Below are 26326 nucleotides of genomic sequence, written 5' to 3'. Positions count from 1 at the left end.
CGACATCAGGCAAACGATTCGCGACACGCATTTGCCAAATCGCGGGCAAGCCGTGTACAACCTCTGTAGCAAATAAAAAACAGCGCACGCTCAATGGGTAACGACACCCTTTGCAACAGAGCCGCTGTTTCCCCTCTTGGTTTCAGGCGACATTTAATTATAGTATTGCGCCTTTCCCTATTTCGTCCGCCCCGTGCGGCTTACGCCGCAGGTCACTCCCGTTGTCAAAAAAAACCATACGGTCGACCTGCATACCGTTGCAGATAAGGTAGTCAATCATGAGCGCTAGGCACTTTCTCTCCCTGCTGGACTTCACCACCGACGAATTGCTCGGGGTGATCCGCCGCGGCATCGAGCTGAAGGACCTGCGCAAGCGAAGCGTGCTGTTCGAGCCCCTCAAAAGCCGTGTGCTGGGGATGATCTTCGAAAAGTCCTCGACCCGTACCCGCGTGTCGTTCGAGGCCGGCATGATCCAGCTGGGCGGCCAGGCCATCTTCCTGTCGCCTCGCGATACCCAGCTGGGCCGTGGCGAACCGATCGGTGACAGCGCTATCGTCCTGTCGAGCATGCTCGACGTGGTGATGATCCGTACCCACGCCCACAGCACCCTCACCGAGTTCGCGGCGAAGTCGAGCGTGCCGGTGATCAATGCCCTGTCCGACGAGTCGCACCCGTGCCAACTGCTGGCCGACATGCAGACGTTCCTCGAACACCGCGGCTCGATCCAGGGCAAGACCGTGGCGTGGATCGGTGATGGCTTCAACATGTGCAACTCCTATATCGAAGCCGCCCGTCAGTTCGATTTCCAGCTGCGCATCGCCTGCCCGGAAGGTTACGAGCCGGATCCACGCTTCATGGCATTAGGCGGTGATCGCGTGCAAATCATCCGCGACCCCAAGGAAGCCGTGCGTGGCGCGCACCTGGTGACCACCGATGTCTGGACTTCCATGGGCCAGGAGGAGGAAACTGCACGGCGCCTGGCGCACTTCGCGCCTTACCAGGTCACCCGCGAACTGCTCGACCTGGCGGCACCCGACGCCCTGTTCATGCACTGCCTGCCGGCCCACCGTGGCGAGGAAATCAGCCATGACCTGCTCGACGACCCTCGTTCGGTCGCCTGGGACCAGGCTGAAAACCGCCTGCATGCACAGAAGGCCCTTCTCGAATTCCTTGTAGAACCGGCTTACCACCACGCATGAGTCAACCCCTACTGCTCAACCTGCGCAACCTCGCCTGCGGCTATGGCGACCAGCGCATCGTCCAGAACCTCAACCTGCACCTGAACGCAGGCGACATTGGTTGCCTGCTGGGTTCATCCGGTTGCGGCAAGACCACCACCCTGCGCGCCATCGCCGGTTTCGAACCTATCCATGAAGGCGAGATCCAGCTGGCGGGCGAGGTCATCTCCCGGCCAGGCTTCACCCTGGCCCCAGAAAAGCGCCGCATCGGCATGGTGTTCCAGGACTACGCCCTGTTCCCGCACCTGACCGTGGCCCAGAACATCGCCTTCGGCATTGCCAAGCACCCGCGCCAGGCGCAGGTCGTCGAAGAGATGCTCGAGCTGGTCAAGCTCGGTGGGCTGGGCGGCCGCTATCCGCATGAGCTGTCCGGTGGGCAACAGCAACGGGTCGCGCTGGCCCGCGCGCTGGCCCCGGAGCCTCAGTTGCTGCTGCTCGACGAGCCGTTCTCCAACCTCGACGTGGAACTGCGCCGGCGCTTGAGCCATGAAGTGCGCGACATCCTCAAGAGCCGTGGCACCAGCGCCATTCTGGTGACCCACGACCAGGAAGAGGCGTTTGCCGTCAGCGATCACGTGGGCGTGTTCAAGGAAGGTCGCCTGGAGCAGTGGGACACCCCTTACAACCTCTACCACGAGCCGCAGACGCCGTTCGTGGCCAGCTTCATTGGTCAGGGCTATTTCATCCGTGGCCAGATGAGCAGCCATGAGGCGGTCAATACCGAACTCGGTGAGCTGCGCGGCAACCGTGCGTACATCATGGCGCCGGGGAGTTCGGTGGATGTGCTGCTGCGCCCTGACGACATCGTGCATGCGCCAGACAGCCCGCTGCGGGCGAGCATCGTAGGCAAGAGCTTCCTGGGGGCGTCGACGCTGTATCGCCTGCAACTGGTTACCGGTAGCCAGCTGGAGGCGATCTTCCCCAGCCATGTCGATCATCAGGTCGGTGAGGAAGTCGGGATTGCCGTGGCCGCCGATCACCTGGTGCTGTTCCCGGTGCCGGGCAGTGTCGCGGCGCAGTTGCCGCGGCAGGAGAACGGCGTTCGTCGGTACAGTTCGGCGACCTGATTCACGATTGCCGGGGCTGCTGCGCAGCGGCCCCAGCCATTTCAGCCCCGGCCGATACCGGCAAACGTGCCCTGAGTATGTTCAGCCAGCACCGCAGCCGCCAACTCCACCTCCAGCCCGCGCCGCCCGGCGCTGACATGGATAGTTGCAAAGTGTTGCGCCGTCTCGTCGATAAAAGTGCGCAGGCGCTTCTTCTGGCCCAACGGGCTGATACCGCCCACCAAGTATCCCGTGGCGCGCTGAGCCGCCGCCGGGTCGGCCATCTCGCACTTCTTCACACCGGCCGCATGGGCCAGTGCCTTGAGGTCCAGGGTGCCCACCACCGGTACCACGGCCACCAGCAATTCGCCTTTCTCACTGCTCGCCAACAAGGTCTTGAACACCTGCTGCGGCTCTAGCCCGAGCTTTTCCGCTGCCTCCAACCCATACGACGCCGACTTCGGATCGTGCTCATAACTGTGCACGCGATGTTCAGCGCGGGCTTTTTTCAACACGTCTAGGGCGGGGGTCATGCGCAGCTCCGGTCGAGTACAAGTCGGCGGCTACTTTAGGACATATCCCACATCACAGCCAATACACAGCTTACGCGCCTCTCTAGCGTGCGGTTTCGCGCGCCCTAACAACGTCCAGATCGTGACTGACCGTTCACTTTCGACCTTTGACATAAGCGTTTCTTGTCTATATTTTTTCGTTTCTGAATAAATGGCGCACTTTTAAGGTGCATTTCCAACTTCTGCCTGGGGTCAATGGGGATCGACACCGGGCTTTGCTGTCGAGCGCCACGCGCCTCACAACAAAAAAAACGAGGTCATACATGACGACTGCTCTACGCGAACCCACTCTGTCCAGCCAGTGCCTGGCCGAGTTTCTCGGCACTGCGCTGCTGATCTTCTTCGGCACCGGCTGCGTGGCCGCGCTCAAAGTCGCGGGTGCCAGCTTCGGCCTGTGGGAAATCAGCATCATCTGGGGCGTCGGCGTCAGCATGGCTATCTACTTCACTGCGGGCGTTTCAGGTGCGCACCTGAACCCGGCCGTGAGCATCGCCCTCACCCTGTTCGCCGGTTTCGACAAGCGCAAGCTGCCGTTCTACATGCTCGCCCAGATCTGTGGCGCCTTCTGCGGCGCAGCGCTGGTCTACACCTTGTACAGCAATCTGTTCTTCGATTTCGAACAAGCCCATGCCATGTTGCGAGGCAGTACCGAAAGCCTCGAACTGGCCTCGGTGTTCTCTACCTACCCGCACCCCTCACTTTCGACCGGCCAGGCATTCCTGGTGGAAGTCGTCATCACGGCCATCCTCATGGCCGTGATCATGGCCCTGACCGACGACAACAATGGCCTGCCACGTGGCGCCGTCGCGCCGCTGCTGATCGGCCTGCTGATTGCCGTGATCGGCAGCGCCATGGGGCCGCTGACCGGCTTCGCGATGAACCCAGCCCGCGATTTCGGACCAAAACTGATGACATTCCTGGCCGGTTGGGGCGAAATCGCCTTCACTGGCGGACGAGATATTCCCTATTTCCTGGTTCCGGTGTTCGCACCGATCCTCGGCGCATGCCTGGGCGCTGCCGCGTATCGCGGCATGATCGCCCGCAACCTGCCGGTGGCGCCCACCGCGAACCCTGAGACAAACGACAATCGCCAGGGCGATACTCAAGTCAACTGATGCGGCCTCACGCCCAAGCCCTGACTTCCTCATTTTGCAAGGCCAACGACCATGACAGACACCCTGGATAAGCACTACATCATCGCCCTGGACCAGGGCACCACCAGCTCGCGAGCGATCATTTTCGACCGCGACGCCAATGTGGTCGGCACCTCCCAGCGCGAATTCGTCCAGCACTACCCGCAGGCTGGCTGGGTCGAACACGACCCGATGGAGATCTTCGCCACCCAGAGCGCCACCATGGTCGAAGCCCTGGCTCAGGCCGGCATCAGCCACGCCCAGGTCGCTGCACTCGGCATCACCAACCAGCGCGAAACCACGGTGGTGTGGGACAAGGAAACCGGCCGCCCGGTTTACAACGCCATTGTCTGGCAGTGCCGCCGCAGTACCGAAATCTGCGCGCAGCTCAAGCGTGATGGCCACGAAGACTACATCCGCGAGACCACGGGCCTGGTCACCGACCCCTACTTCTCCGGCACCAAACTGAAGTGGATCCTCGACAATGTCGAAGGTGCCCGTGAACGCGCCGAACGCGGCGAACTGCTGTTCGGCACCATCGATACCTGGCTGATCTGGAAGTTCTCGGGCGGCAAGGTGCATGTCACCGACTACACCAACGCCTCGCGTACGCTGATGTTCAACATCCACAGCCTGGAATGGGACGACAAGCTGCTGGAAATTCTTGGCATTCCACGCCAGATGCTGCCCCAGGTACGCCCCTCTTCCGAAGTCTACGGCCACACCAAGAGCGGCATCGCCATCGCCGGTATCGCCGGCGACCAGCAGTCCGCGCTGTTCGGCCAGATGTGCGTTGAGCCCGGTCAGGCCAAGAACACCTACGGCACCGGCTGCTTCCTGCTGATGAACACCGGCGACAAGGCCGTCACGTCGTCCCACGGCTTGCTCACCACCATCGCCTGCGGCCCCCGCGGCGAAGTGGCCTACGCACTGGAAGGCGCCGTGTTCAACGGTGGCTCCACCGTGCAGTGGCTGCGCGACGAACTGAAGATCGTCAACGATGCCCTCGACACCGAGTACTTCGCCAGCAAGGTCAAGGACAGCAACGGTGTGTACCTGGTGCCCGCCTTCACCGGCCTGGGTGCCCCCTACTGGGACCCCTATGCCCGTGGTGCCCTGTTCGGCCTGACGCGTGGGGTGAAGGTCGACCATATCATCCGTGCTGCATTGGAATCGATCGCCTACCAGACCCGTGACGTGCTTGACGCCATGCAACAGGATTGCGGCCAACGCCTGTCCGAACTGCGCGTCGACGGCGGCGCGGTAGCCAACAACTTCCTTATGCAGTTCCAGGCCGACATCCTCGGCACCTGTGTGGAGCGCCCGAAAATGCGTGAAACCACAGCCCTTGGCGCCGCCTACCTGGCGGGCCTTGCCTGTGGCTTCTGGAGCAGCCTGGACGAGTTGCGCGACAAGGCGATCATCGAGCGCGAGTTCAGCCCACAACTGGATGAGACGCAAAAAGAGAAGCTGTACGCCGGGTGGAAGAAGGCGGTCGATCGTACCCGCGACTGGGAAGACCACGCGGTTTGAATCGGCGTTGAAGCGTGCGGCGTCATCGCGGGCTTGCCTGCGATGACGCCGACACCAACGTCCGCTGGCCGTCATCCCCTTCCTACGGCATCATTGCAGAATTTGTCCGGCTGCCCAAAAGGACCGCCCATGAATCTGCCCCCCCGCCAACAACAAATCCTCGAGCTGGTACGCGAACGCGGCTACGTCAGCATCGAAGAAATGGCACAGCTGTTCGTCGTCACCCCGCAAACCATCCGGCGCGACATCAACCAGCTCGCCGAGCTCAACCTGCTGCGCCGCTACCACGGTGGCGCCGCCTACGATTCGAGCATCGAAAACACCGCCTACGCCATGCGTGCCGACCAGATGCGCGATGAAAAGCAGCGTATCGCCGATGCCGTTGCCCAGCAGATTCCCGACCATGCTTCGCTGTTCATCAACATCGGTACCACCACCGAATCGATTGCCCGTGCGTTGCTGAACCATAGCCACCTGAAGGTGATTACCAACAACCTGCACGTGGCCTCGATTCTGGCTGCCAAGGACGATTTCGAAGTGTTGGTGGCCGGTGGCACGGTGCGGCGTGATGGTGGGGTGGTGGGCCAGGCCAGTGTCGATTTCATCAGCCAGTTCAAGGTCGACTTCGCCCTGGTCGGGATCAGCGGCATCGATGAAGATGGCAGCCTGCTCGACTTCGACTACCAGGAAGTTCGGGTTTCCCAGGCAATCATTGCCAATGCCCGGCAGGTTATTCTGGCTGCCGACTCCAGCAAGTTCGGGCGCAATGCCATGGTTCGCCTGGGGTCGATCAACCTGGTCGATTGCCTGGTGACCGACCAGACTCCCACCGCGGCCCTGAACCAGTTGCTCAATCAGTACAAGATTCGCCTTGAGGTGGTTTGAGCCCTGAGACTTCGAAGGCCTGGCTGGGGATAGAGTGAGGGCTGAAAGTCGCCTGCCTTGAGTTTTGCAGGGGCGTCAAAATCGAGCGCCGCGCGGGCGGCGCTCGATCTCACAGGCGCCAAAGATGTTGTGACAAGCACTTGCAACCCCACACCCTTCCAAAACACCCCGCCAACACCCTCACAATTTTCGAAATTGTTCATTTCCTTCTCATTCAATCAGTTTTTTCTATAACCCACGACTGGATACTGCCTTTCCATTGCGCTAAGATTTTCGGAAACGAACATCAATGTTCATATTCGATGTGAACAGCCCCAGGAGGCCTTGCCCGTGTCCCAGCCCGTTTCGTCCCAGCCCCCCCTCGCCGACTGCTATGACCTCGCCGTGATCGGCGGTGGCATCAATGGCGTGGGCATCGCTGCCGACGCCGCCGGGCGTGGCCTCAAGGTCTTCCTCTGCGAAAAGGACGACCTGGCGCAGCACACCTCCTCCGCCAGCAGCAAGCTGATCCATGGCGGCCTTCGTTACCTGGAGCACTACGAGTTCCGGCTGGTCCGCGAAGCACTGGCCGAGCGTGAAGTGCTGCTGGCCAAGGCGCCGCATATCGTCAAGCCCATGCGCTTCGTGTTGCCACACCGCCCGCACTTGCGCCCGGCCTGGATGATCCGTGCCGGCCTGTTCCTCTACGATCACCTGGGCAAGCGCAAGCGCCTGGGCGCCTCGCGCAGCCTGCGCTTCGGCCCGGGCTACCCGCTCAAGCCGGCGATCACCCGTGGCTTCGAATACGCCGACTGCGCCGTTGACGACGCACGCCTGGTGGTGCTCAACGCCATGGCCGCACGCGAAAACGGTGCACACATCCATACCCGTACCCGTTGCCTGCGCGCCGAACGCGTCGACGGCCTGTGGCACGTGGAGTTGCAGCAAGCCGATGGCAGCGTGCACAGCATTCGCGCCCGGGCATTGGTCAACGCCGCCGGCCCTTGGGTCGCCAGCTTCATCAAGGATGACCTCAAGCTCGATGCGCCGTACGGCATTCGCCTGATCCAGGGCAGCCACCTGATCGTGCCGCGCCTGTACGAAGGGGATCACGCCTACATCCTGCAGAACGAAGACCAACGTATCGTCTTCTGCATCCCCTATCTGGACCGTTTCACCTTGATCGGCACCACCGACCGCGAGTACAGCGGCGACCCGGCCAAGGTGGCGATCACCGAGCAGGAAACCGACTATCTGCTGAAGGTGGTCAACGCGCACTTCAATCATCAACTGAGCCGCAGCGATATCCTGCACACCTACTCCGGCGTGCGCCCGCTGTGCAACGACGAATCGGATAACCCGTCCGCCGTCACCCGTGATTACACCCTCGCGCTTTCCGCCGCTCAAGGCGAGGCGCCTTTGCTGTCGGTGTTTGGCGGCAAACTGACCACGTACCGCAAGCTGGCCGAGTCGGCCATGGCAGAACTCAAGCCGTTTTTCAGCCAGATGAGCCAGAGCTGGACAGCCCACTCTGCCCTGCCCGGTGGTGAAGGCATGAGCACGCCTCAGGCCCTGGTCGACGACCTGCTCACGCAGCACCAATGGCTCGCGCCGGATATCGCCAAGCGCTGGGCAGTGACCTACGGCAGCCGCACCTGGCAGTTGCTGGAAGGTGTGAACGGCCCGGACGATCTGGGCCAGGCGATTGGTGGTGGCCTGTTCACCCGGGAAGTCGATTACCTGCGCGAAACCGAATGGGCTGTCAGCACTCAGGATATCCTCTGGCGCAGAACCAAACTGGGCCTGTTCACCAGCGACAGCGAACAGCGCGCACTGGCTGATTACCTGGCTCAGGGCAACGCACGCAGCAATGCCGCCTGAACCCTGCGCGGCGACCGCCTGACGGTCGCCCGCACTCAGAACTCCCGACCGTACGCCTCCTTTGCCAACTCCAGGTAAAGGGCACGCTCTTCGCCATTGAGCGTTTCCATCAATGCCGCAGCGCGCTCAAGGTACTGCTGCTCGCCCGAGTCGCCAGCCTGAAGCTCATAAGCCTCCAGCTGTTCATGAAACGGTGCGGCCAAGGCTTCGAAGCGCTCAGGGTAGCGATTGCGCACATAGCCTTGCCAGAACTCTCGTTGCGCCAGTGCCTGGCTCAGCACGTCGGTATTTTCACCGGCCAGCACGCTAGTACCCGCACGCATGATCCGCGTACGGGTCACACCGCTGTGCTCAAGGTAATTCATGTGCCGCGGTTGGGCCGGTAGATCGAGCCTGTCAGCCAGGTGAACCCGGTAGGCAAGGTAAACTTCGATGTCATCCACCGCGGCAAAAGGGTCCTGGCGCATTTCCTGGATATGCCGAGCGGCAATACTGTCCAGTTCGTCCAGGCGATAAAGCGAGCGCCCGAGCCTCAGCAAGGTCGCCTCGGCCCGCGCGCCCCCCTCACCGGCCGCGTGCAAGGCAATATGGGTTCTGACTTCCAGTTGGCTGAGGATCAGTAACAGCCGGTCCTCACAGGTCCTGCGTCCTTGCGTCTGCCAGAACACCGCTTCACGCACGTCAGTGTTGTCCGCGCAAAGCTCGAGTATCCGCCACACCCTGGCGCGGTAGTAGCGCGGGTGATCGAGGAAGTCATCAGAACTTGCGAAATCTGCCAGAAAACGAAACAGATCTACCGACTGTGTCTCCTGAGACAAACTCGTCCAGATCTGCGTGCGCTGGGTGCGTACGGCTTCGTCGGTACCCTCCATCCATCGATCCAGCAGCGTACTGTCGGCGATGGCGTGTTGATAAGAGCTACGCCGGTGGAGGGTCGCAACCGTGTGACTGTGGGCAATCAGCTCCTCGCCCGCTTCGTCCAGAGGGTTGTCATGCAGTGCCAACCGTTGCAGTCGATCGCTCAAGCTGCGCAACTGCCCGTTCAACTGACGAATCTGATTCTCGCGAACATCCACCAACCCCCTCCAAGGCATCTGGTCGTCATCTGGCAATTCTTGCAGCCCGGTTCCGCGCAGCGACACTTCGCGCAAGTTACGCAACCCTGAAAGGTCTGGCGCCTGGCCCAAGGGGTTATAGTTCAGATCAAGTTGCTGGAGCATCGCAAGGCTTGCCAGCCTTTGACTGCCCGCCCCATCGACGGTAATCCAGTTACCCGACAGTCGCAGCGTACGCAGCTCGGTTAAACGTTCCAGGCCAAGTGGCAAGGTGCTCAACTGATTGTCCCGCAGGTCCAGTTCGCGCAGGTGGGTGAACCTGCCCAGGAAATCCTCATCGACCTGCTCAAGGCTCATGTTGCGTAACGTCAAGCGTCGCACATGGCCAAACTCGATGCCTGCCGGCAAGGCCGGCAAGCTGCCCACCTGTTCGCCATCGATATGCAGGACAAAGTCATCACCGGCAAGGCCGGTCGTCTTGCGCCGCCAGGCACGACGAATCTGGTTGGCCACGCGTCGCCGCCTGAGCCCATCCATGAAGCTCACCCGCTGCCGCTGCCAGGCGTCAAGTGCACCGCGCAGGCTTTCCAGCCGCTGCTGAAGACTGCTGAGGTGGTCCCAAAGGCCGACCCTGCGTTGCATCAGGTCGAGCAGGTAAGCGTCCAATTGAGCATCGGTCAGGGTAGGGAAAATTTCATGTAAGCCGCGCCGGATCGCCTGACGGCTGCTCTCGCCGCCGCCACTCAGTGCATAGCCAATTCGGCCGTCTGCTATGCGCTGCGGCGGTCGATAGCGTTCAGCGATAGGCGGCAAGCCCATCATTTTTGCGGTTTTTTCGCGATCGACGCTGGCTTGTCGGGAGAGCCTTTGGCCGAGTTCAGGCGCCATCAACTCGGGGCCGCCAAGCGCCACTTTCTGATCGTCCTCCAGGGTGTGCAGCAAACACGGCAACAAGCCCGTAGCTGACCCTGCTGGGGTGGCATCACTCAAGTAATAACCCTGCTCGGTCTGGATGATGCGTCTGACTTGCGACGCGTCGTTAGCGCCCTTCGACGCCAGCAAGCGACCGCCCGCTTCCCCAAGGCGCAGTTCAATGCGCACCGACGGCGGCCAAGGCGCCAGTTCATTGATCAGCTCCAAGGCCAAGCGCTGGGTATCGAAATTGACCTCACCTTCATGCTCGAACCCCATCAGTGCGCGGTCCAGCCGACTTTCCCGCAAGAACCAGCGTGCACGCTCGGCCATTGCCAATGGCACACGACCACTGGCCAGCAGCGCCTTGATTTGCTCACCGTTTGCCAGCTCGAGAATTTCTTCGGCGCAACGCACGGACAACCCCGGAAATACCCTCATCAGTATTGCGCCGGCAGCAGAGGGTACAGCCTGGCGAATAGCCAGCTCGCGCTCGAAAGCGGCGCCCCGCAGGTGCGGCTCAAGGACATGGCACTCGTGGCGTGCATGGGCATCAAGCAGCCGCGCTGGGGCTGGCGCCTCTTGCAGGTGCAGATGGCGCAACTGGTTGTGTTCGAGCCCGGTTACCCGAAGCAGCGTTTCGGCAGTCTGGTCAGAGGCTTGCGCGAAGTCCCCGCCAAATCTGCGCATCAGCGGGCCGCCGCCATCGAGGTGATGGGCCGAGAGCGGCCGGTCCGCCAACCTGCAGCGGCCCTCACCTTCGTGCAGGGGCGTGAGCGAATCGACAAACGGCACCCGTTCCAGCACCCGGCCCACACCCACTACCCCGACGCCCACCACGGCACCGACAGCAAGGTTCTCTGCCACGCCAAACAGGTGATCCAGTGCCCCTTGGCGGTCCCCTATCCGCCAATCGGCATAGCTTTTGTAGACTTCGCTGACCACGTCCACCGCAGCCACGGCAAACATCACCTCCCCCAATACCGGAATGAACAGCGCAGCCAGGTTGAGCACATCGAGCCCCGCACTCTTGAGCGCTTCCAGCCGCTGATGGCGCTCGATGGCGGTTTCATCGGCGGTGGGCACTGCCAGGATTCTTGCATCATCAAGCATCTTGTCGACCTGCAAGCCACGCAGATAGGCGAACAAGGGCGTATCGATGGCGAAATTGCGCCCATCCAGAACAGCTGGCGCTTGCATGCTACTGGCTTCGATCAGGCGCTCCAGGGTGGCCGTGAAGCTGGGCCGGTCACGTTCACTGATGAAGCGTCTGAAAAAGGATCGGTAATGAGGCGCACGCAACCGTTTGGCCAATGACTGATACAAGGTCTCCCAGGAGGCGTGCCTGGTCACCGGCCGATACGGATCCCGCGGTATCCAACTGATGATCCCCACCAGCGGCCCTTCAGCACGCTCGCGTAGCTCCAGGGTGACAAGCCCATGGATACGCTTGCCCAGCAGATATAACTGGCGGGGCGTGACCACACCCGGGGTCGCCGGCACGATGGGGTTGCTTGCGAACACCGGCAACAAGCGTAAGTAGTCGACTTCGTCCAGCTCGGACTTGATCCTTGCGATACGCACTGCAACGTCCAGCTGGGCACGCAGGTTTTCTTCGAACATACGCTCTACAGCGACACGGGCAAAACCCTCGGGTGCCGGGGGCCTGCTTTTGGGAAAAAGTTGCGAGCGGAGCATCTTCTGATACTGGCCGCCAATGTCCAGTTCCCTGCAACAGCGGGCAAACGCTTCGAACTTCAGCGAAAGCTTCTCCCCACGGCCGTCCTGCAGGTAGGCACGTCGATGGAGTGACGGCAAGGTCTCGTCCTCGTGAAAATTATGCAGCGCAGCCGTCAGCAACGGTTGCACGCTGTGGAGTGTCCTCCACGGTGTATGCAGGCGTGGTGCTGCGCTGGGCAGGGGCACATCGTCCTCGATGTAGACCTGCATGCTTCGCACATCGACATCGTCCAGGCCCTTGGCGCGCAATGCCTTTTCGAGCAGGGGCGTGGCAAAAGCCTCCAGGCTGGGAATGCCTGCCAACCTGTTTTTGACACTTTCCGCAGCGGCCTGCTGTTGGCGCAGCGCCCTGTGCAAGGTCAGAAGAAGATCGACATTGGCAGTTCTCAGCCAATCGGCAAGCTGGCGGGCAATGAAGGCATCGACGGAATCGGAGGGGATCGGGATGACGGACACGGCATGCGCTCCTGATGATGAGGCAGCCAGCTCAACATTTGCGTTTCATGCCGGTGTGTTACTTAACGCTGACGCCCCCGTTCGGATTGCCGAACGAAAAAAACCCACGCATTCGGCGTTCCGACTATGGGTTAATCCAGAAAAACCTTGAGATAGGGCTGATGCCCAGGCTTTTCGGGGGGTTATGATCATTCACAGAGTTTGGCACGAGTCATGCTCTACACTTGGAAGCCGAATGCACCGCTTCATGCTGTATTCGTTGAACGAAAGAGTCCGCCAACGGCTCCATAAAAAAAACAAACACGTCGAGGAAAATTTGATGCGTATCGTTCGTCAATTGCTGGGCGCCGCCATCGCGGCTGCAGTCATCGCTTCGCCTGTCATGGCCGAGGAGCTGACCGGCACCCTGAAGAAGATCAAGGACTCGGGCACCATCACACTGGGGCACCGTGACTCATCCATTCCATTTTCCTACCTGGCAGGCAGCACCACGCCCGTCGGCTACTCCCACGACATCCAGCTCGCTGTGGTCGAAGCGCTGAAGAAGCAGCTGGGCACCGACATCAAGGTCAAGTACAACCTCGTCACCTCCCAGACCCGTATTCCTCTGGTGCAGAACGGCACCGTCGACCTGGAATGCGGCTCCACCACCAACAACGTCGAGCGCCAGCAGCAGGTCGGTTTCTCGGTCGGCATCTTTGAAGTCGGTACCCGTCTGCTGACCAAGGTCAAGGACGGTCAGCCATCCTATAAAGACTTCCCGGACCTGGCCGGCAAGAACGTGGTGACCACCGCCGGTACCACCTCCGAGCGCATCCTCAAGGCGATGAACGCCGACAAGCAGATGAAGATGAACGTGATTTCCGCCAAGGACCACGGTGAAGCCTTCAACATGCTCGAAAGCGGCCGCGCCGTGGCCTTCATGATGGACGACGCCCTGCTGGCCGGTGAAATGGCCAAGGCGCGTAAACCTGCGGATTGGGTCATCACCGGTACTCCACAGTCGTACGAAATCTACGGCTGCATGGTGCGCAAGGAAGACGCTGCGTTCAAGAAAGCGGTCGACGACGCCATCGTGGGCTACTTCAAGTCGGGTGAAGTCAACAAGAGCTACGACAAGTGGTTCATGCAACCGATCCCGCCAAAAGGCCTGAACCTGCAGTTCCAGATGAGCGACGAACTGAAGAAACTGATCGCCGAGCCGACCGACAAGGCCGCGGACGAGAAGAAGTCCTGATCCTCAGATAGTGGCCTGGTGCGCAAGCGCACGAATCTATTCTGCAGGCCACTCATTAGTGTCTAACCTTTCATCCGAGGGCGCCGAGCGCCCCCGGATGCTCGAAGGTGCCCGTGAAACAACCGTCTGAGGGGAAATCCCGATGAATTACAACTGGGACTGGGGCGTGTTCTTCAAGTCCACCGGCGTGGGCAGCGAAACCTATCTGGACTGGTACATCACCGGCCTGGGCTGGACCATCGCCATCGCCATCACCGCCTGGATCATCGCACTGCTGCTGGGGTCGGTACTCGGCGTCATGCGTACCGTGCCTAACCGCCTTATATCGGGCATCGCCACCGCCTACGTGGAGCTGTTCCGTAACGTACCGCTGCTGGTGCAATTGTTCATCTGGTACTTCCTGGTACCGGACCTGCTGCCCGAGGGCCTGCAGGAATGGTTCAAGCAGGACCTCAACCCGACCACCTCGGCGCTGATCAGCGTGGTTGTCTGCCTGGGCCTGTTCACCGCCGCACGAGTCTGCGAACAGGTGCGGACCGGTATCCAGGCGCTGCCCCGCGGCCAAGAGGCCGCCGCCCGTGCCATGGGCTTCAGCCTGCCGCAGATCTACACCAACGTGCTGCTGCCGCAAGCGTACCGGATCATCATTCCGCCGCTCACCTCCGAGTTTCTCAACGTGTTCAAGAACTCCTCGGTGGCCTCGCTGATCGGCCTGATGGAGCTGCTGGCACAGACCAAACAGACGGCGGAATTTTCCGCCAACCTGTTCGAGGCATTCACCCTGGCCACGCTGATCTACTTCACCCTGAACATGGGCCTGATGCTGCTCATGCGCCTGGTCGAGAAGAAAGTTGCCGTGCCTGGCCTGATTTCCGTGGGGGGCAAGTAAATGGACATGGATTTCAGCGAAATCATCCCGGCCCTGCCTGCCCTGTGGGGCGGCATGGTCATGACCCTGCAATTGATGGTCATGGGCGTGGTCGGCGGCATCGCGCTCGGCACCCTGTTGGCATTGATGCGCCTGTCGTCGAGCAAGCTGCTGTCGCGTGTGGCGGGTGCCTACGTCAACTACTTCCGCTCGATCCCGCTGCTGCTGGTGATCACCTGGTTCTACCTGGCGGTGCCGTTCGTGCTGCGCTGGATCACCGGCGAAGATACCCCCGTCGGTGCGTTCACCTCCTGCGTCGTCGCGTTCATGATGTTCGAGGCGGCGTACTTCTGCGAAATCGTCCGCGCCGGCGTGCAGTCGATTTCCAAAGGGCAGATGGGTGCCGCTCAAGCACTGGGCATGAATTACGCCCAGACCATGCGCCTGATCATCCTGCCCCAGGCCTTCCGCAAGATGACCCCGCTGCTGCTGCAGCAGAGCATCATCCTGTTCCAGGACACCTCGCTGGTGTATACCGTGGGCCTGGTCGACTTCCTCAACTCGGCACGCTCCAACGGCGACATCATCGGGCGCTCCCATGAGTTCCTGATCTTCGCCGGGGTTGTCTACTTCATCATCAGCTTCTCCGCTTCGTGGCTGGTCAAGCGCCTGCAAAAAAGGATCACCGTATGATTTCCATCAAGAACGTCAACAAGTGGTACGGCGACTTCCAGGTACTGACCGACTGCAGCACCGACGTCAAGAAAGGTGAAGTGGTGGTAGTGTGCGGCCCGTCGGGCTCGGGCAAGTCCACCCTGATCAAGTGCGTCAACGCCCTGGAACCGTTCCAGAAAGGCGACGTGGTGGTCGATGGCACCTCGATTGCCGACCCGAAGACCAACCTGCCCAAGCTGCGTTCGCGGGTCGGCATGGTGTTCCAGCACTTCGAGCTGTTCCCGCACCTGACCATCACCGAGAACCTGACCATCGCCCAGCGCAAGGTACTTGGCCGCAGCGAGGCGGAAGCCACCAAGAAGGGCCTGGCCCTGCTCGAACGCGTCGGCCTCAGCGCCCATGCCAAGAAGCACCCCGGCCAGCTCTCCGGCGGCCAGCAGCAGCGTGTGGCGATCGCCCGCGCCCTGGCGATGGACCCGATCGTCATGCTGTTCGACGAACCGACCTCGGCACTGGACCCGGAAATGGTCAGCGAGGTGCTGGATGTGATGGTGCAACTGGCCCACGAAGGCATGACCATGATGTGCGTGACCCACGAGATGGGCTTTGCCCGCAAGGTCGCCAATCGGGTCATCTTCATGGACAAGGGCAGCATCATCGAAGACTGCACCAAAGAGGAGTTCTTCGGTGACCAGAGCGCCCGCGACCAACGCACCCAGCACTTCCTGAGCAAGATCCTGCAACACTAAGTCGGCCTCCAGTTCCGCTGCTCGCCCCCTCCGGGCAGCGGATGCTGGTCGTGACAAGGCCACTGTGATGAAATGCGACCCTTCGCTACTGCTCCCTGCCAAGCCTGCCGTGAATTCCCGCCTGATCCGCCAATTGCTGTTGCCGCCTTTGATCATCCTGCTGATGGTCGGCTTGGGGCTGGCCGGTTATCTGGTCAGCGAGAGCAACGGCATCCGCACCTTGAGCGAAAACGGTGAACGTCAGCTGGAGCTGCACGCGCGTACGGTCGAAAGCGAGATCAGCAAGTACACCTACCTGCCCAGCTTGCTGGAGCTTGAAGACAGCGTCTCGCACCTGCTCACCGACCCTGACGGCGGCTCCCGCCAGGCCGTCAACGAATACCTCGAAGGTTTGAATCGGCGCAGCCGCAGCCGGGCGATCTTCGTCCTCGACACCAATGGCCGGGTGCAGGCCACCAGCAACTGGCGCGATGCCGATTCGTTCCTCGGTGAAGACCTGTCGTTCCGAGCCTATTTCCAGACGGCCGTGCGCGGCGAACCCGGGCGCTTCTACGGCATCGGCAGCACCACCGGCGAGGCTGGCTACTACCTGGCCCACGGGCTGGAAGAACACGGAAAGATCATTGGCGTGGCGGTGATCAAGGTGCGCCTGGACACCCTTGAGGAGCGCTGGCAACGGGCCCGCCTGGAGGCGTTCGTCAGTGACGAAAACGGCATCATCATCCTCTCCAGCGACCCGGCCCGGCGCCTGAAATCGGTGCGCCCGCTGACCCCGCAAATCAAGGAGCGCCTGGCGCGCAGCCTGCAGTATTACTGGTGGCCGTTGAACGAGCTGCAACCATTGGCGCGGGAAACCCTGGCCGATGGCGTCGAGAAGCTGACCTTCCCGGCCAACAGCGAAACGGTTCAGGGCAAGGCCCATGAAGTGGCCTACCTGGCACAAACCCGGCGCCTGGTGGATACCCCGTGGCACTTCACCCTGCTGACCCCGCTGCAGGACTTGCGCCGTGAATCCATGGTGCAGGGCATCCTGGTTGGGGTGGCATTCGCCCTGTTGGCGATTCTGGGTATCGCCTGGAATGAGCGGCGCAAGGTCATCGCCACCCGCCTGGCCGCCCGCGAGGCACTGCAGGAAGCCAACAGCCAGCTCGAACGGCGTATCACCGAGCGCACCGCCGACCTGCGCGCCAGCAATGAACGGCTCAAGGGGCAGATCCGCGAGCGCCGGCATGCCGAGCAAACCCTGCGCCACGCCCAGGACGAGCTGGTCCAGGCAGGCAAGCTGGCCGCCATCGGGCAGATGTCCACCAGCATCGCCCACGAACTCAACCAGCCCTTGGCCGCGTTGCGCACCTTGTCGGGCAACACCGTGCGCTTCCTCGAACGCGGCGCACTGGAAACGGCCAGCACCAACCTGCGCACCATGAACGACCTGATCGATCGCATGGGCCGTATCACCGCCAGCCTGCGCTCGTTCGCCCGTCGTGGCGACGACAGTGGCCAGGCGTCGCTGGCCAAGGCAGTGGACGCCTCATTGCAGGTGCTGGCCAACCGTATCAGTGGCTGCCACTTGCAGTTGCACCATCAGTTCGAAGACCAGCAACTGGCCATTGACCAGACCCGCCTGGAGCAGATCCTGGTCAACCTGATCGGCAATGCCCTCGACGCCATGGCCACCCAGCCCTTGCCAGAGCTGTGGCTGGAAGGCGAGCTGCAGGGCGACAAATATCGCCTGCGCGTGCGCGACAATGGCCATGGCATCGACGCCGAGGCGCGCAAGCACCTGTTCGAACCCTTCTTCACCACCAAACCCGGCGAACATGGCCTGGGCCTGGGCCTGACCTTGTCGGCGAGCCTTGCCGCCGCCGCCAAGGGCAGCCTGAACGTCGAGCACCCCGCCAGTGGCGGCACGGCCTTTGTCCTGGCCCTGCCTCTGGTATCCCCCCCTAGCGAACCGGCGGAGCACCCATGAACCAAGCGCCTCTTACCGTCCTGATCGTCGAAGACGACCCGCATGTGCTGCTCGGCTGCCAGCAGGCGCTGGCGCTGGAAGACATCGCCTGTGAAGGGGTCGGCAGCGCCGAACAGGCCCTGGAACGCATCAGCGACGACTTCGCCGGCATCGTCGTCAGCGATATCCGCTTGCCGGGCATCGACGGCCTCGAACTGCTCAACCGCCTCAAAGCCCGCGACCGCAGCCTGCCCGTGGTGCTGATCACCGGCCATGGCGACATCGACATGGCGGTCGGCGCCATGCGCAATGGCGCCTATGACTTCATGGAGAAACCCTTCTCGCCTGAGCGCCTGGTCGATGTGGTGCGCCGCGCCCTCGAACATCGCGGCCTTTCCCGCGAAGTGGTGGCCCTGCGCCGCCAATTGGCCGAACAGAGCAGCCTGGAGGGTCGCATCATTGGCCGCTCGGCCGCCATGGAGCAGCTGCGCGAGTTGATCGCCAATGTGGCCGACACCTCGGCCAACGTGCTGATCGAAGGCGAGACCGGCACCGGCAAGGAACTGGTCGCCCGCTGCCTGCACGACTTCAGCCGCCGCCAGGGCCAGCCCTTCGTGGCCCTGAACTGCGGGGGCCTGCCCGAGAACCTGTTCGAAAGCGAGATCTTCGGCCACGAAGCCAACGCCTTCACCGGTGCGGGCAAACGCCGAATCGGCAAGATCGAACACGCCAACGGCGGCACGCTGTTCCTCGACGAAGTCGAAAGCATGCCGATCAACCTGCAGATCAAACTGCTGCGGGTGTTGCAGGAGCGCACCCTGGAACGGCTGGGCTCGAACCAGAGCATTGCAGTGGATTGCCGGGTGATTGCCGCGACCAAGGCCGACCTCGATGCCATGGGCCAGAACGGGCAGTTTCGCAGCGACCTGTACTACCGGCTGAACGTGGTGACGCTGGAACTACCGCCACTGCGCGAACGCCGCGAAGACATCCTGCAACTGTTCGAACACTTCCTGCAGCAATCGGCCCTGCGCTTCGACCGCGAAACGCCGACCTTGGACAGCCAGACCCTGTCGCGGCTGATGGCCCATGACTGGCCCGGCAACGTGCGCGAACTGCGCAACGTGGCCGAGCGTTATGCCTTGGGCCTGCCGGCGTTCAAGAAAGGCCCGAGTGGTGGCGCCAGCCAGGGCCTGGGCTTTTCCGAGGCCGTGGAGGCCTTCGAGCGCAACCTGCTCAGCGATGCCCTGCAGCGCACCGGCGGCAACCTCAGCCAGGCCAGCCAGGAACTGGGCATGGCCAAGACCACGCTGTTCGACAAAGTGAAAAAGTACGGGCTGGGCTGAAAGATCGGCATCGCCCTCTTCGCGGACAAAACCGCTCTCAAAGGCCTGCGATATGCGTCGCGTCCTGCCGGTGTGACTGCAGGTAAGGCAGCACCGCCCCCAGCAACGGCGCCTTGAACGGCTCCTGGAAGCGGTGCGCCAACCCCGGTATCAAGCGCAACTGGCTGCCCTGGATATGCGCTGCCAGGTGCACCCCATGCATCACCGGCAACAAGGGGTCGGCCGTGCCGTGCACCACAAGGGTCGGCACGCGCAACTGGTTGAGCAGCGCTACCCGGCTCGGTTCGGCAAGGATCGCCATGATCTGGCGCTTGGCGCCCTCAGGGTTGAACGCCCGGTCATAGGCCACGGCCGCCTGCTGCATCAGCGCCGCACGGTCATCGTGCACCTCGGGGCTGCCCAGTGCTGCCAGCAAATCAGCCTGCTGTTCGATGGCCACCTCGCGGTTCGGCGCACTGCGCCGGGCCAGCAACTGCACCAGGGCCGGATCTGGCGCGGGCAACCCTGCGGCCCCCGAGCTGGACATCACCAGCGTCAAGCTGCGCACCCGCTCCGGCGCCATCGCCGCCAGGTGCTGCGCGATCATCCCCCCCATGCTGACACCCAGCACATGGAATTGGTCTATGCCCAGTGAGTCCATCAGGCGCAGGCCATCCCCGGCCATGTCGGTCAGCGTATACGGCGCGGCGACTGGCAAACCCAGCTTGTAGCGCAGCAGCTCGACAGTCAGATTGGCCGAAGGGGGCAGTTGGTTCCAGCGTGACAGGCCAACATCGCGGTTGTCATAGCGAATGACCCGAAAACCCTGGCGGCACAAAGCTTCGACCACGTCGTCCGGCCAGTGGATCAGTTGCCCGCCCAGGCCCATGACCAGCAGCAGTGCCGGGTCTCGAGGCGCACCCACGCTCTGGTAGACCAGGCTCAGGTTGCCCAGCTCCGCCCGCTGAGCCGCCACGTGAACGTCGCAGCGCTGCTCGGCGAAGCTAGCCGGCACGCTGACAAGAAAGAACAAAAACAGCAGAAAAGCCCGCATGAAAGAAACACCAGAATGCAGATCCCCAGTAGAACGCGAGTCTGATGAAAATCATTCAAGCGCGCTGCCACAGTTCAATGACAATTTCGTGAACCTCGCCAGGCGGTCAGTGTGGCAACACACGTAAACCCTGATGACAGCCAGGCCAACTTGAGCCAGACTCAACGACTACCCCGTTTCCTCCCGTATTCCCAATGGAAAGTCGTTGTGCTTGAAATTCGCCACCTGAAAACCCTTCATGCCCTGCGCGAGTCCGACAGCCTGGTGGAGGCCGCCGAGCGCCTGCACCTGACGCAGTCAGCCCTGTCGCACCAGTTCAAGGAGCTCGAAGAGCGCCTTGGCCTGCCGCTGTTCGTGCGCAAGACCAAGCCGATCCGCTTTACCAGCGCCGGGCTGCGCCTGCTGCAACTGGCCGATGCCACCTTGCCGCTGCTGCGCGGCGCCGAACGTGACATCGCCCGCCTGGCCGGCGGCACCGCCGGGCGCCTGCACATGGCCATCGAATGCCATAGCTGCTTCCAATGGCTGATGCCGACCATCGACCAGTTCCGCGATGCCTGGCCGGAAGTGGAGCTGGACCTGGCCTCAGGGTTCGCCTTCGCCCCGCTGCCAGCCCTGGCCCGGGGTGACCTGGACCTGGTGGTCACCTCCGACCCGCTGGACCTGGCCGGTATCACCTACGTACCACTGTTCACCTACGAAGCCATGATTGCCGTCGCCAACCAGCATCCGCTGGCCAGCAAGCCTTACATCGTGCCGCAGGACCTGCTCGACCAGACCTTGATCACCTACCCGGTGGAACGCGACCGCCTGGACATCTTCACCCGCTTCCTGGAGCCGGCCGACATCGAACCGGCCGCCGTGCGCACCTCCGAGCTGACCGTGATGATGATGCAACTGGTCGCCAGCGGCCGCGGGGTGTGCGGCATGCCGCACTGGGCGCTGCACGAGTACAGCTCGCGCGGCTATGTGAAGGGCAAGCGCCTGGGCGAAAAGGGCCTGTTCGCCACGCTTTATGCGGCCGTGCGCACCGACATGCTCGACGCACCGTACATGCGCGACTTCCTGTTGACCGCCAAGGACACCTCGTTCGCCACCCTCGACGGGGTCAGCGCGGTACGCTGACCGCTTTGCGGTAGAGCGGCAGGATCAAGTCGCGGGTCAATGGCGCCAGCTCAAGAGTGGGCGCCTGGTCGGCGGCCAGCCAGACCACTTCTTCGATTTCCGCCGCTGGCACCACGGCCTCGGCGCTGTCGACCCGAAACAGCTCGGCCTGTACCTCATGACCTGGCTCGTTGGCCGCCGGGGCGCTGAAGCGGCCCAGGGGGATGGCCTGTGCAGGGTCGATGCGCAGGCCCAATTCCTCGTGCAGTTCGCGCACCAGTGCGGCCACCGCTGTCTCCCCTGCATCGATCTTGCCCCCAGGCTGCATGAAGGCCCGGGTGCCGCGTTTGCGGACCAGCAGGGTGCGGCCCTGGGGGTCGATCAGCAGGGCGGCGGCAATGCGGATGGTCTTGGTCATGGGATGGGCTCACAGGCAAAGCCAGAGAGCATCCCATGGGGCTCATGGCCAGACAAGCACAGGTAGCCTCCCCCATGCACAGACGAACGGCCCCTTGCCAACCCGCCGCCGACCCTCCATAACCAACACATGAACCTGCCCGCCCAACAGCACCCGGTGCTCGCACTGTTCCACCCCGCCGTCGGCACCTGGTTCCGTCGCCATTTCGCCACGGTCACCGACGCCCAGGCCCGTGCCTGGCCATTGATTCACGCCGGTCAGTCGATGCTGCTGGCCGCGCCGACCGGTTCGGGCAAGACCTTGAGCGCCTTCCTCGCGGTGCTCGATGAGCTGTTCCGCCAAGGCCTTGAACACGGCGGCGAACTGCCCGCACAGACGCAGGTGGTCTACGTCTCGCCGCTCAAGGCCCTGTCCAACGATATTCGCCTGAACCTGCAGGCCCCGCTCGAAGGTATCAGCCAGGCGCTCGAAGACCAGGGCCTTGAAGCGCCCCGTATCACCACCGCCGTGCGCACTGGCGACACACCGCAGAAAGAACGTGCAGCCATGCGCAAGCTCGCCCCGCACATCCTGGTGACCACGCCGGAGTCACTCTATGTGCTGATGGGCTCAGCCTCGGGCCGTGCCGGCCTTGCCAATGTGCACACGGTGATCGTCGATGAGATTCACGCCCTGGCCGGCAACAAACGCGGCGCCCATCTGGCGCTGACCCTTGAGCGCCTGCAAGCCCTCGCCGAACGGCCCTTGCGGCGCATCGGCCTGTCCGCCACCCAGCGGCCGGTGGAGCGCGTGGCGCAGTTTCTGGTGGGTCATCAGCGCCCCTGTGCGATCGTCGACATCGGCCACGCACGCACGCGCGACCTGGCCCTGGAAGTACCACCCGTGCCCCTGGGTGCGGTGATGGCCACCGACGTGTGGAACCTGGTCTACGACCGCCTGGCAACCCTGGCCCGCGAACACCGCACGACGTTGGTATTCGTCAACACCCGGCGCCTGGCCGAACGCCTGACCCGCCACCTCAGCGACCGCCTGGGCAAAGAAGCCGTGGCCGCGCACCACGGTAGCCTGGCCAAGGAGCTGCGCCTGGACGCCGAACAGCGCCTGAAGCAGGGCCAGTTGCAGGTGCTGGTGGCCACGGCTTCGCTGGAGCTGGGCATCGATATCGGCGATGTCGACCTGGTCTGCCAGATCGCCTCGCCAGGTTCGATCGCGGCCTTTTTGCAACGTGTCGGCCGCTCGGGCCACCAGGTCGAGGGCATTCCCAAAGGCCGGCTGTTCCCGACCTCGCGGGACGATCTGATCGAATGCACGGCCCTGCTCGACTGTGTGCGCCGAGGCGAGCTCGACCAGCTGCACATCGCCAAGGCCCCCCTGGATGTACTGGCCCAGCAAATCGTCGCCGAAGCCAGCAACCAGCCGTGGCAGGAGCAGGCGCTGTTCGACTGCCTGCGCCAGGCAACGCCCTACGCCGAACTCGACGTGCAGCATTACCAGGCGCTGCTGAGCATGCTTGCCGAGGGCTACAACGGCCGTCAAGGCATCCGTAGCGCCTACCTGCACCGCGACGCGGTGAGCGGCACCTTGCGCGGCCGTCGCGGCAGCCAGCTGACGGCCTTGACCAGTGGCGGCACCATCCCCGAGACCGCCGACTACGCCGTGCTGCTCGAACCCCAGGCGCAGAGCATCGGCAGCGTCAACGAAGACTTCGCGGTAGAAAGCATTGCCGGCGATGTTTTCCAGTTGGGCAATGCCTCGTACCGGATCCTGCGGGTCGAACCTGGCCGCGTGCGGGTCGAGGACGCCCATGGCCTGCCGCCGACCATTCCGTTCTGGCTGGGTGAAGCACCAGGGCGCAGCGATGAGCTGTCAGCGGCGGTCGCCCGCTTGCAGGCACGCATCGACGAGCGGCTGGGGTTGCCGGGTGCAGATAGCGCGGCGGTGGTGCAATGGCTGCGGCGCAGCTTCGAACTGGGCGAAGACAGCGCCAGCCAGTTGCTCGATTACCTGGGGCGCACGCGGGAAGTACTGGGCGCCCTGCCCTCGCAACAGACGCTGATCATGGAGCGCTTCTTCGACGAGTCCGGCGGCACCCAACTGATCATCCACTCGCCCTATGGCAGCCGTATCAACCGCGCCTGGGGCCTGGCCCTGCGCAAGCGCTTCTGCCGCACGTTCAATTTCGAGCTGCAAGCGGCGGCCAGCGAAGATGCCATCGTGCTGTCGTTGTCCACCAGCCACAGTTTCGCCCTGGACGAGGTGTGGCGCTACCTGACCAGCCGCAATGCCGAACAGGTCCTCATCCAGGCCCTGCTCGACGCGCCGCTGTTCGGTGTGCGCTGGCGCTGGAACGCTGCCGTGGCCATGGCCTTGCCGCGCTTCGTTGGTGGGCGCAAGGTGGCCCCGCAGATCCAGCGGATGAAAAGCGAAGACCTGATTGCGTCGGTGTTCCCCGACCAGATCGCCTGCCTGGAAAACATCGTCGGCGAACGGCAGATCCCCGATCATCCGCTGGTCGAGCAGACCCTCGACGACTGCCTGCACGAGGCCATGGACAGCGAAGGCTGGCTGGCCCTGCTGCGGCGTATGGAGAGCGGCGAGGTGCGAATGATCAGCCGCGACCTGCCGGCACCGTCACCGCTGGCCTCGGCCATCCTCAACGCCAGGCCCTACGCGTTTCTGGACGATGCACCGCTGGAAGAACGCCGAACCCAGGCGGTACTCAACCGACGCTGGAGCGACGTGCGCAGTGGCGATGATCTGGGCGCGCTGGACGCCGACGCCATCCGCGCCGTGGAAGACGAGGCCTGGCTGCAACCGGTCAACGCCGATGAGATGCACGAGGCGTTGATGAGCCTGGGCGCCATTACCCAGCATGAAGCCCAGGCCAACCCCAGTTGGGCCCTGTTGCTTCGGCAACTGGCCAAGGCAGGCCGAGCCTTGCACCTGCCCGATCAACAGCTCTGGCTGGCCCGTGAGCGCCTGAACCTGCTGCAGGCGCTGTATCCGGGTGCATCCACAGAGCCGGCCTTGAACCTGCTGCCCGGCTTTGATCAGGCCATCGACGCCGACACTGCGCTGAGCGAGCTGCTGCGCGCCCGCCTGGGAGGTTACGGCCCGCAGACCTTGGCGCAGATCGCCAGCCCCCTGGGCAAACCCCTGCCGGACATCGAGCAGGCTCTGGCTCGCCTGGAAAGCGAAGGCTATGTGCTGCGCGGCCATTTCAGCCCAGGTGCACACGACCTGCAGTGGTGCGAGCGCCACTTGCTGGCGCGCATCCACCGCTACACGGTCAAACGCCTGCGCCGGGAGATAGAACCGGTCAGCCTGCAGGACTTCATGCGCTTTCTGTTCGATTGGCAGCACCTGGCCGCAGACGAACGCCTGCGCGGGCCGCAGGCGGTGGCCGAGGTACTGGGCCAACTGCAGGGGTTTCCGAGTGCTGCGGGTGCCTGGGAAGCCGAACTGTTGCCTGCGCGGATCAAGGACTACAGCCCGCACTGGCTCGACGACGCGTGCCGCAGCGGGCAGTTCGCCTGGAGCCGCCTGGCAGCGACGCAGTCGAGCAGCACGTTGGCCAGCACCCCGCTGGTGTTGTTGCCCCGGGACCAGCTCAATACCTGGCGCAGCCTCGCGCCAGCCCCTTCCCCCGAGGCGCTAGGCCCGCGCGCGCAACGTGTGCATGAAGCGCTGAAAACGGAAGGTGCGCTGTTCTTCGATGAACTGGCCAAAGAGGCGCACCTGTTGCCCAGTGAGCTGGAAACGGCACTGCAGGAACTGGTGGGCTCAGGCCTGGCCGGCGCCGACAGCTTCACCGGCCTGCGCAGCCTGATCACACCAGCGGCCAAACGCGCGCCACGTCACAGCCGCCGCGGCCATGCGCCGTTTTCGAACAGCATGGCCCACGCCGGGCGCTGGGCGTTGTTGCGGCGCGGTACCGCCAACCTGAACGAAGACCAGCGCCTGGAACACATTGCCCGCACCCTGCTGCGTCGCTACGGGGTGATCTGCTGGCGCCTGCTGGAACGCGAGAGCGATGTGCTGCCCCCGTGGCGAGCGTTGCTGCGCTGTTATCACCGGCTGGAAGCCCGCGGCGAAATTCGTGGCGGGCGGTTTATCGCCGGGTTGGCCGGCGAGCAGTTCGCCTTGCCGGAGGCGGTAGGCCTGTTGCGGCAAGTGCGACGGCGTGAGCCGGAGGGCGCCCTGGTGATGGTCAGTGCCAGCGACCCGCTGAACCTGGTGGGCTCGCTACTGCCGGGGGCCAAGGTACCGGCAGTGAGCGGCAACCGCTTGCTGTACCGCGATGGGGTACCCGTAGCGATGCGGGTTGCCGGGCGATACCAATTTCTCATCGACGCGTCGTTGGAAGAACAGCAAGCCTGGCGCCACCGCCTGTTACTCAAGCAGCACGACCGAGCAACCAGCCCGTTGTGCGAATGATTTTCGATACCCCGATTTTCATTTTCACTACCGCCCAACCGGGCTATGGTCGGGGTTTGCCCCAGGCCCCTGAGCCTG

General features: G+C 63.0%; 18 protein-coding genes. 14 read left to right on the top strand and 4 right to left on the bottom strand.

Annotated elements, in window-relative coordinates:
- Positions 1 to 278 precede the first annotated feature (278 nt).
- Positions 279 to 1199: an ornithine carbamoyltransferase gene (argF, locus tag HU766_RS11535; RefSeq protein WP_033702673.1), complete on the top strand. Its 921-nt coding sequence runs from the start codon at positions 279 to 281 to the stop codon at positions 1197 to 1199.
- Entirely contained in the window at positions 1196 to 2305 is a 1110-nt protein-coding gene (locus tag HU766_RS11530) for an ABC transporter ATP-binding protein (protein ID WP_033702674.1), read from the top strand. The genes argF and HU766_RS11530 overlap by 4 nt, the downstream gene beginning before the upstream one ends.
- A 41-nt stretch (positions 2306 to 2346) precedes the next feature.
- Here HU766_RS11530 and ybaK read toward each other — a convergent pair whose 3' ends face one another.
- Positions 2347 to 2817: a Cys-tRNA(Pro) deacylase gene (ybaK, locus tag HU766_RS11525; RefSeq protein ID WP_186656746.1), complete on the bottom strand. Its 471-nt coding sequence runs from the start codon at positions 2815 to 2817 to the stop codon at positions 2347 to 2349.
- 302 nt (positions 2818 to 3119) lie between these two features.
- Here ybaK and HU766_RS11520 point away from each other — a divergent pair, with 302 nt between their 5' ends.
- The 4 genes from HU766_RS11520 (at position 3120) to glpD (ending at position 8267) form a co-directional block, all read left to right on the top strand.
- The gene (locus tag HU766_RS11520; protein WP_186656730.1) at positions 3120 to 3971 is read left to right on the top strand and encodes an MIP/aquaporin family protein; all 852 of its coding nucleotides are present in this window, start codon (positions 3120 to 3122) and stop codon (positions 3969 to 3971) included.
- A gap of 51 nt (positions 3972 to 4022) precedes the next feature.
- On the top strand, positions 4023 to 5522 hold the full coding sequence (gene glpK, locus HU766_RS11515) for a glycerol kinase GlpK (RefSeq protein ID WP_033702677.1): 1500 nt from the start codon (positions 4023 to 4025) through the stop codon (positions 5520 to 5522).
- A 129-nt stretch (positions 5523 to 5651) separates the two neighbouring features.
- Positions 5652 to 6407, top strand: a complete 756-nt coding sequence (gene glpR / locus HU766_RS11510; protein ID WP_033702678.1) for a DNA-binding transcriptional repressor GlpR — start codon at positions 5652 to 5654, stop codon at positions 6405 to 6407.
- Between the two features lie 330 nt (positions 6408 to 6737).
- Positions 6738 to 8267 carry a glycerol-3-phosphate dehydrogenase gene (gene glpD, locus HU766_RS11505; RefSeq protein ID WP_186656727.1) on the top strand — a complete coding sequence of 510 codons (1530 nt, stop codon included), beginning with the start codon at positions 6738 to 6740 and terminating at the stop codon, positions 8265 to 8267.
- Positions 8268 to 8302: 35 nt separating this feature from the next.
- Here glpD and HU766_RS26565 read toward each other — a convergent pair whose 3' ends face one another.
- On the bottom strand, positions 8303 to 12430 hold the full coding sequence (locus HU766_RS26565; protein WP_186656718.1) for an NEL-type E3 ubiquitin ligase domain-containing protein: 4128 nt from the start codon (positions 12428 to 12430) through the stop codon (positions 8303 to 8305).
- Between the two features lie 319 nt (positions 12431 to 12749).
- Here HU766_RS26565 and HU766_RS11495 point away from each other — a divergent pair, with 319 nt between their 5' ends.
- From HU766_RS11495 to HU766_RS11470, 6 genes are all read left to right on the top strand, one after another.
- Positions 12750 to 13667: a glutamate/aspartate ABC transporter substrate-binding protein gene (locus tag HU766_RS11495; protein ID WP_033702990.1), complete on the top strand. Its 918-nt coding sequence runs from the start codon at positions 12750 to 12752 to the stop codon at positions 13665 to 13667.
- Positions 13668 to 13809: 142 nt separating this feature from the next.
- Entirely contained in the window at positions 13810 to 14556 is a 747-nt protein-coding gene (locus tag HU766_RS11490; protein ID WP_047583641.1) for an amino acid ABC transporter permease, read from the top strand.
- Complete coding sequence (locus tag HU766_RS11485; protein ID WP_033702682.1) at positions 14557 to 15228, top strand: ABC transporter permease subunit; 672 nt, start codon at positions 14557 to 14559, stop codon at positions 15226 to 15228.
- A complete protein-coding gene (locus HU766_RS11480) occupies positions 15225 to 15959 on the top strand; it encodes an amino acid ABC transporter ATP-binding protein (RefSeq protein WP_047583640.1) in 735 nt (244 codons plus the stop codon). Before HU766_RS11485 ends, HU766_RS11480 begins: the two co-directional genes overlap by 4 nt.
- Positions 15960 to 16026: 67 nt before the next feature.
- A complete protein-coding gene (locus tag HU766_RS11475) occupies positions 16027 to 17931 on the top strand; it encodes an ATP-binding protein (RefSeq protein WP_156310215.1) in 1905 nt (634 codons plus the stop codon).
- Positions 17928 to 19256 carry a sigma-54 dependent transcriptional regulator gene (locus HU766_RS11470; protein ID WP_033702685.1) on the top strand — a complete coding sequence of 443 codons (1329 nt, stop codon included), beginning with the start codon at positions 17928 to 17930 and terminating at the stop codon, positions 19254 to 19256. Before HU766_RS11475 ends, HU766_RS11470 begins: the two co-directional genes overlap by 4 nt.
- Before the next feature lie 37 nt (positions 19257 to 19293).
- On the opposite strand, the gene HU766_RS11465 is transcribed toward HU766_RS11470, so the two are convergent.
- Positions 19294 to 20289: an alpha/beta hydrolase gene (locus tag HU766_RS11465; protein ID WP_186656707.1), complete on the bottom strand. Its 996-nt coding sequence runs from the start codon at positions 20287 to 20289 to the stop codon at positions 19294 to 19296.
- Positions 20290 to 20496: 207 nt separating this feature from the next.
- Here HU766_RS11465 and metR point away from each other — a divergent pair, with 207 nt between their 5' ends.
- The gene (gene metR, locus HU766_RS11460) at positions 20497 to 21414 is read left to right on the top strand and encodes a transcriptional regulator MetR (RefSeq protein WP_033702687.1); all 918 of its coding nucleotides are present in this window, start codon (positions 20497 to 20499) and stop codon (positions 21412 to 21414) included.
- Here the strand turns inward: metR and HU766_RS11455 are convergent.
- Positions 21398 to 21811, bottom strand: a complete 414-nt coding sequence (locus HU766_RS11455) for an NUDIX domain-containing protein (protein WP_186656693.1) — start codon at positions 21809 to 21811, stop codon at positions 21398 to 21400. The two genes, metR and HU766_RS11455, sit on opposite strands and share 17 nt — an antisense overlap.
- Before the next feature lie 129 nt (positions 21812 to 21940).
- Between HU766_RS11455 and HU766_RS11450 the strand changes: the two genes are divergently transcribed.
- Positions 21941 to 26248, top strand: a complete 4308-nt coding sequence (locus HU766_RS11450; protein ID WP_186656683.1) for a DEAD/DEAH box helicase — start codon at positions 21941 to 21943, stop codon at positions 26246 to 26248.
- The last annotated feature ends 78 nt before the right edge of the window (positions 26249 to 26326 follow it).

This window comes from Pseudomonas sp. SWRI77 (assembly GCF_014269105.1).
GTDB lineage: Bacteria > Pseudomonadota > Gammaproteobacteria > Pseudomonadales > Pseudomonadaceae > Aquipseudomonas > Aquipseudomonas capeferrum.
This window is presented reverse-complemented; position numbering and strand designations above follow the sequence as displayed.

What these genes read in the sequence shown, in the direction of transcription:
- argF (WP_033702673.1), top strand. Translation starts at nt 279, where the DNA reads ATGAGCGCTAGGCACTTTCTCTCCCTGCTGGACTTCACCACCGACGAA.
- HU766_RS11530 (WP_033702674.1), top strand. Translation starts at nt 1,196, where the DNA reads ATGAGTCAACCCCTACTGCTCAACCTGCGCAACCTCGCCTGCGGCTAT.
- ybaK (WP_186656746.1), bottom strand. Translation starts at nt 2,817, where the DNA reads ATGACCCCCGCCCTAGACGTGTTGAAAAAAGCCCGCGCTGAACATCGC.
- HU766_RS11520 (WP_186656730.1), top strand. Translation starts at nt 3,120, where the DNA reads ATGACGACTGCTCTACGCGAACCCACTCTGTCCAGCCAGTGCCTGGCC.
- glpK (WP_033702677.1), top strand. Translation starts at nt 4,023, where the DNA reads ATGACAGACACCCTGGATAAGCACTACATCATCGCCCTGGACCAGGGC.
- glpR (WP_033702678.1), top strand. Translation starts at nt 5,652, where the DNA reads ATGAATCTGCCCCCCCGCCAACAACAAATCCTCGAGCTGGTACGCGAA.
- HU766_RS11495 (WP_033702990.1), top strand. Translation starts at nt 12,750, where the DNA reads ATGCGTATCGTTCGTCAATTGCTGGGCGCCGCCATCGCGGCTGCAGTC.
- HU766_RS11490 (WP_047583641.1), top strand. Translation starts at nt 13,810, where the DNA reads ATGAATTACAACTGGGACTGGGGCGTGTTCTTCAAGTCCACCGGCGTG.
- HU766_RS11485 (WP_033702682.1), top strand. Translation starts at nt 14,557, where the DNA reads ATGGACATGGATTTCAGCGAAATCATCCCGGCCCTGCCTGCCCTGTGG.
- HU766_RS11480 (WP_047583640.1), top strand. Translation starts at nt 15,225, where the DNA reads ATGATTTCCATCAAGAACGTCAACAAGTGGTACGGCGACTTCCAGGTA.
- HU766_RS11475 (WP_156310215.1), top strand. Translation starts at nt 16,027, where the DNA reads ATGAAATGCGACCCTTCGCTACTGCTCCCTGCCAAGCCTGCCGTGAAT.
- HU766_RS11470 (WP_033702685.1), top strand. Translation starts at nt 17,928, where the DNA reads ATGAACCAAGCGCCTCTTACCGTCCTGATCGTCGAAGACGACCCGCAT.
- HU766_RS11465 (WP_186656707.1), bottom strand. Translation starts at nt 20,289, where the DNA reads ATGCGGGCTTTTCTGCTGTTTTTGTTCTTTCTTGTCAGCGTGCCGGCT.
- HU766_RS11455 (WP_186656693.1), bottom strand. Translation starts at nt 21,811, where the DNA reads ATGACCAAGACCATCCGCATTGCCGCCGCCCTGCTGATCGACCCCCAG.
- HU766_RS11450 (WP_186656683.1), top strand. Translation starts at nt 21,941, where the DNA reads ATGAACCTGCCCGCCCAACAGCACCCGGTGCTCGCACTGTTCCACCCC.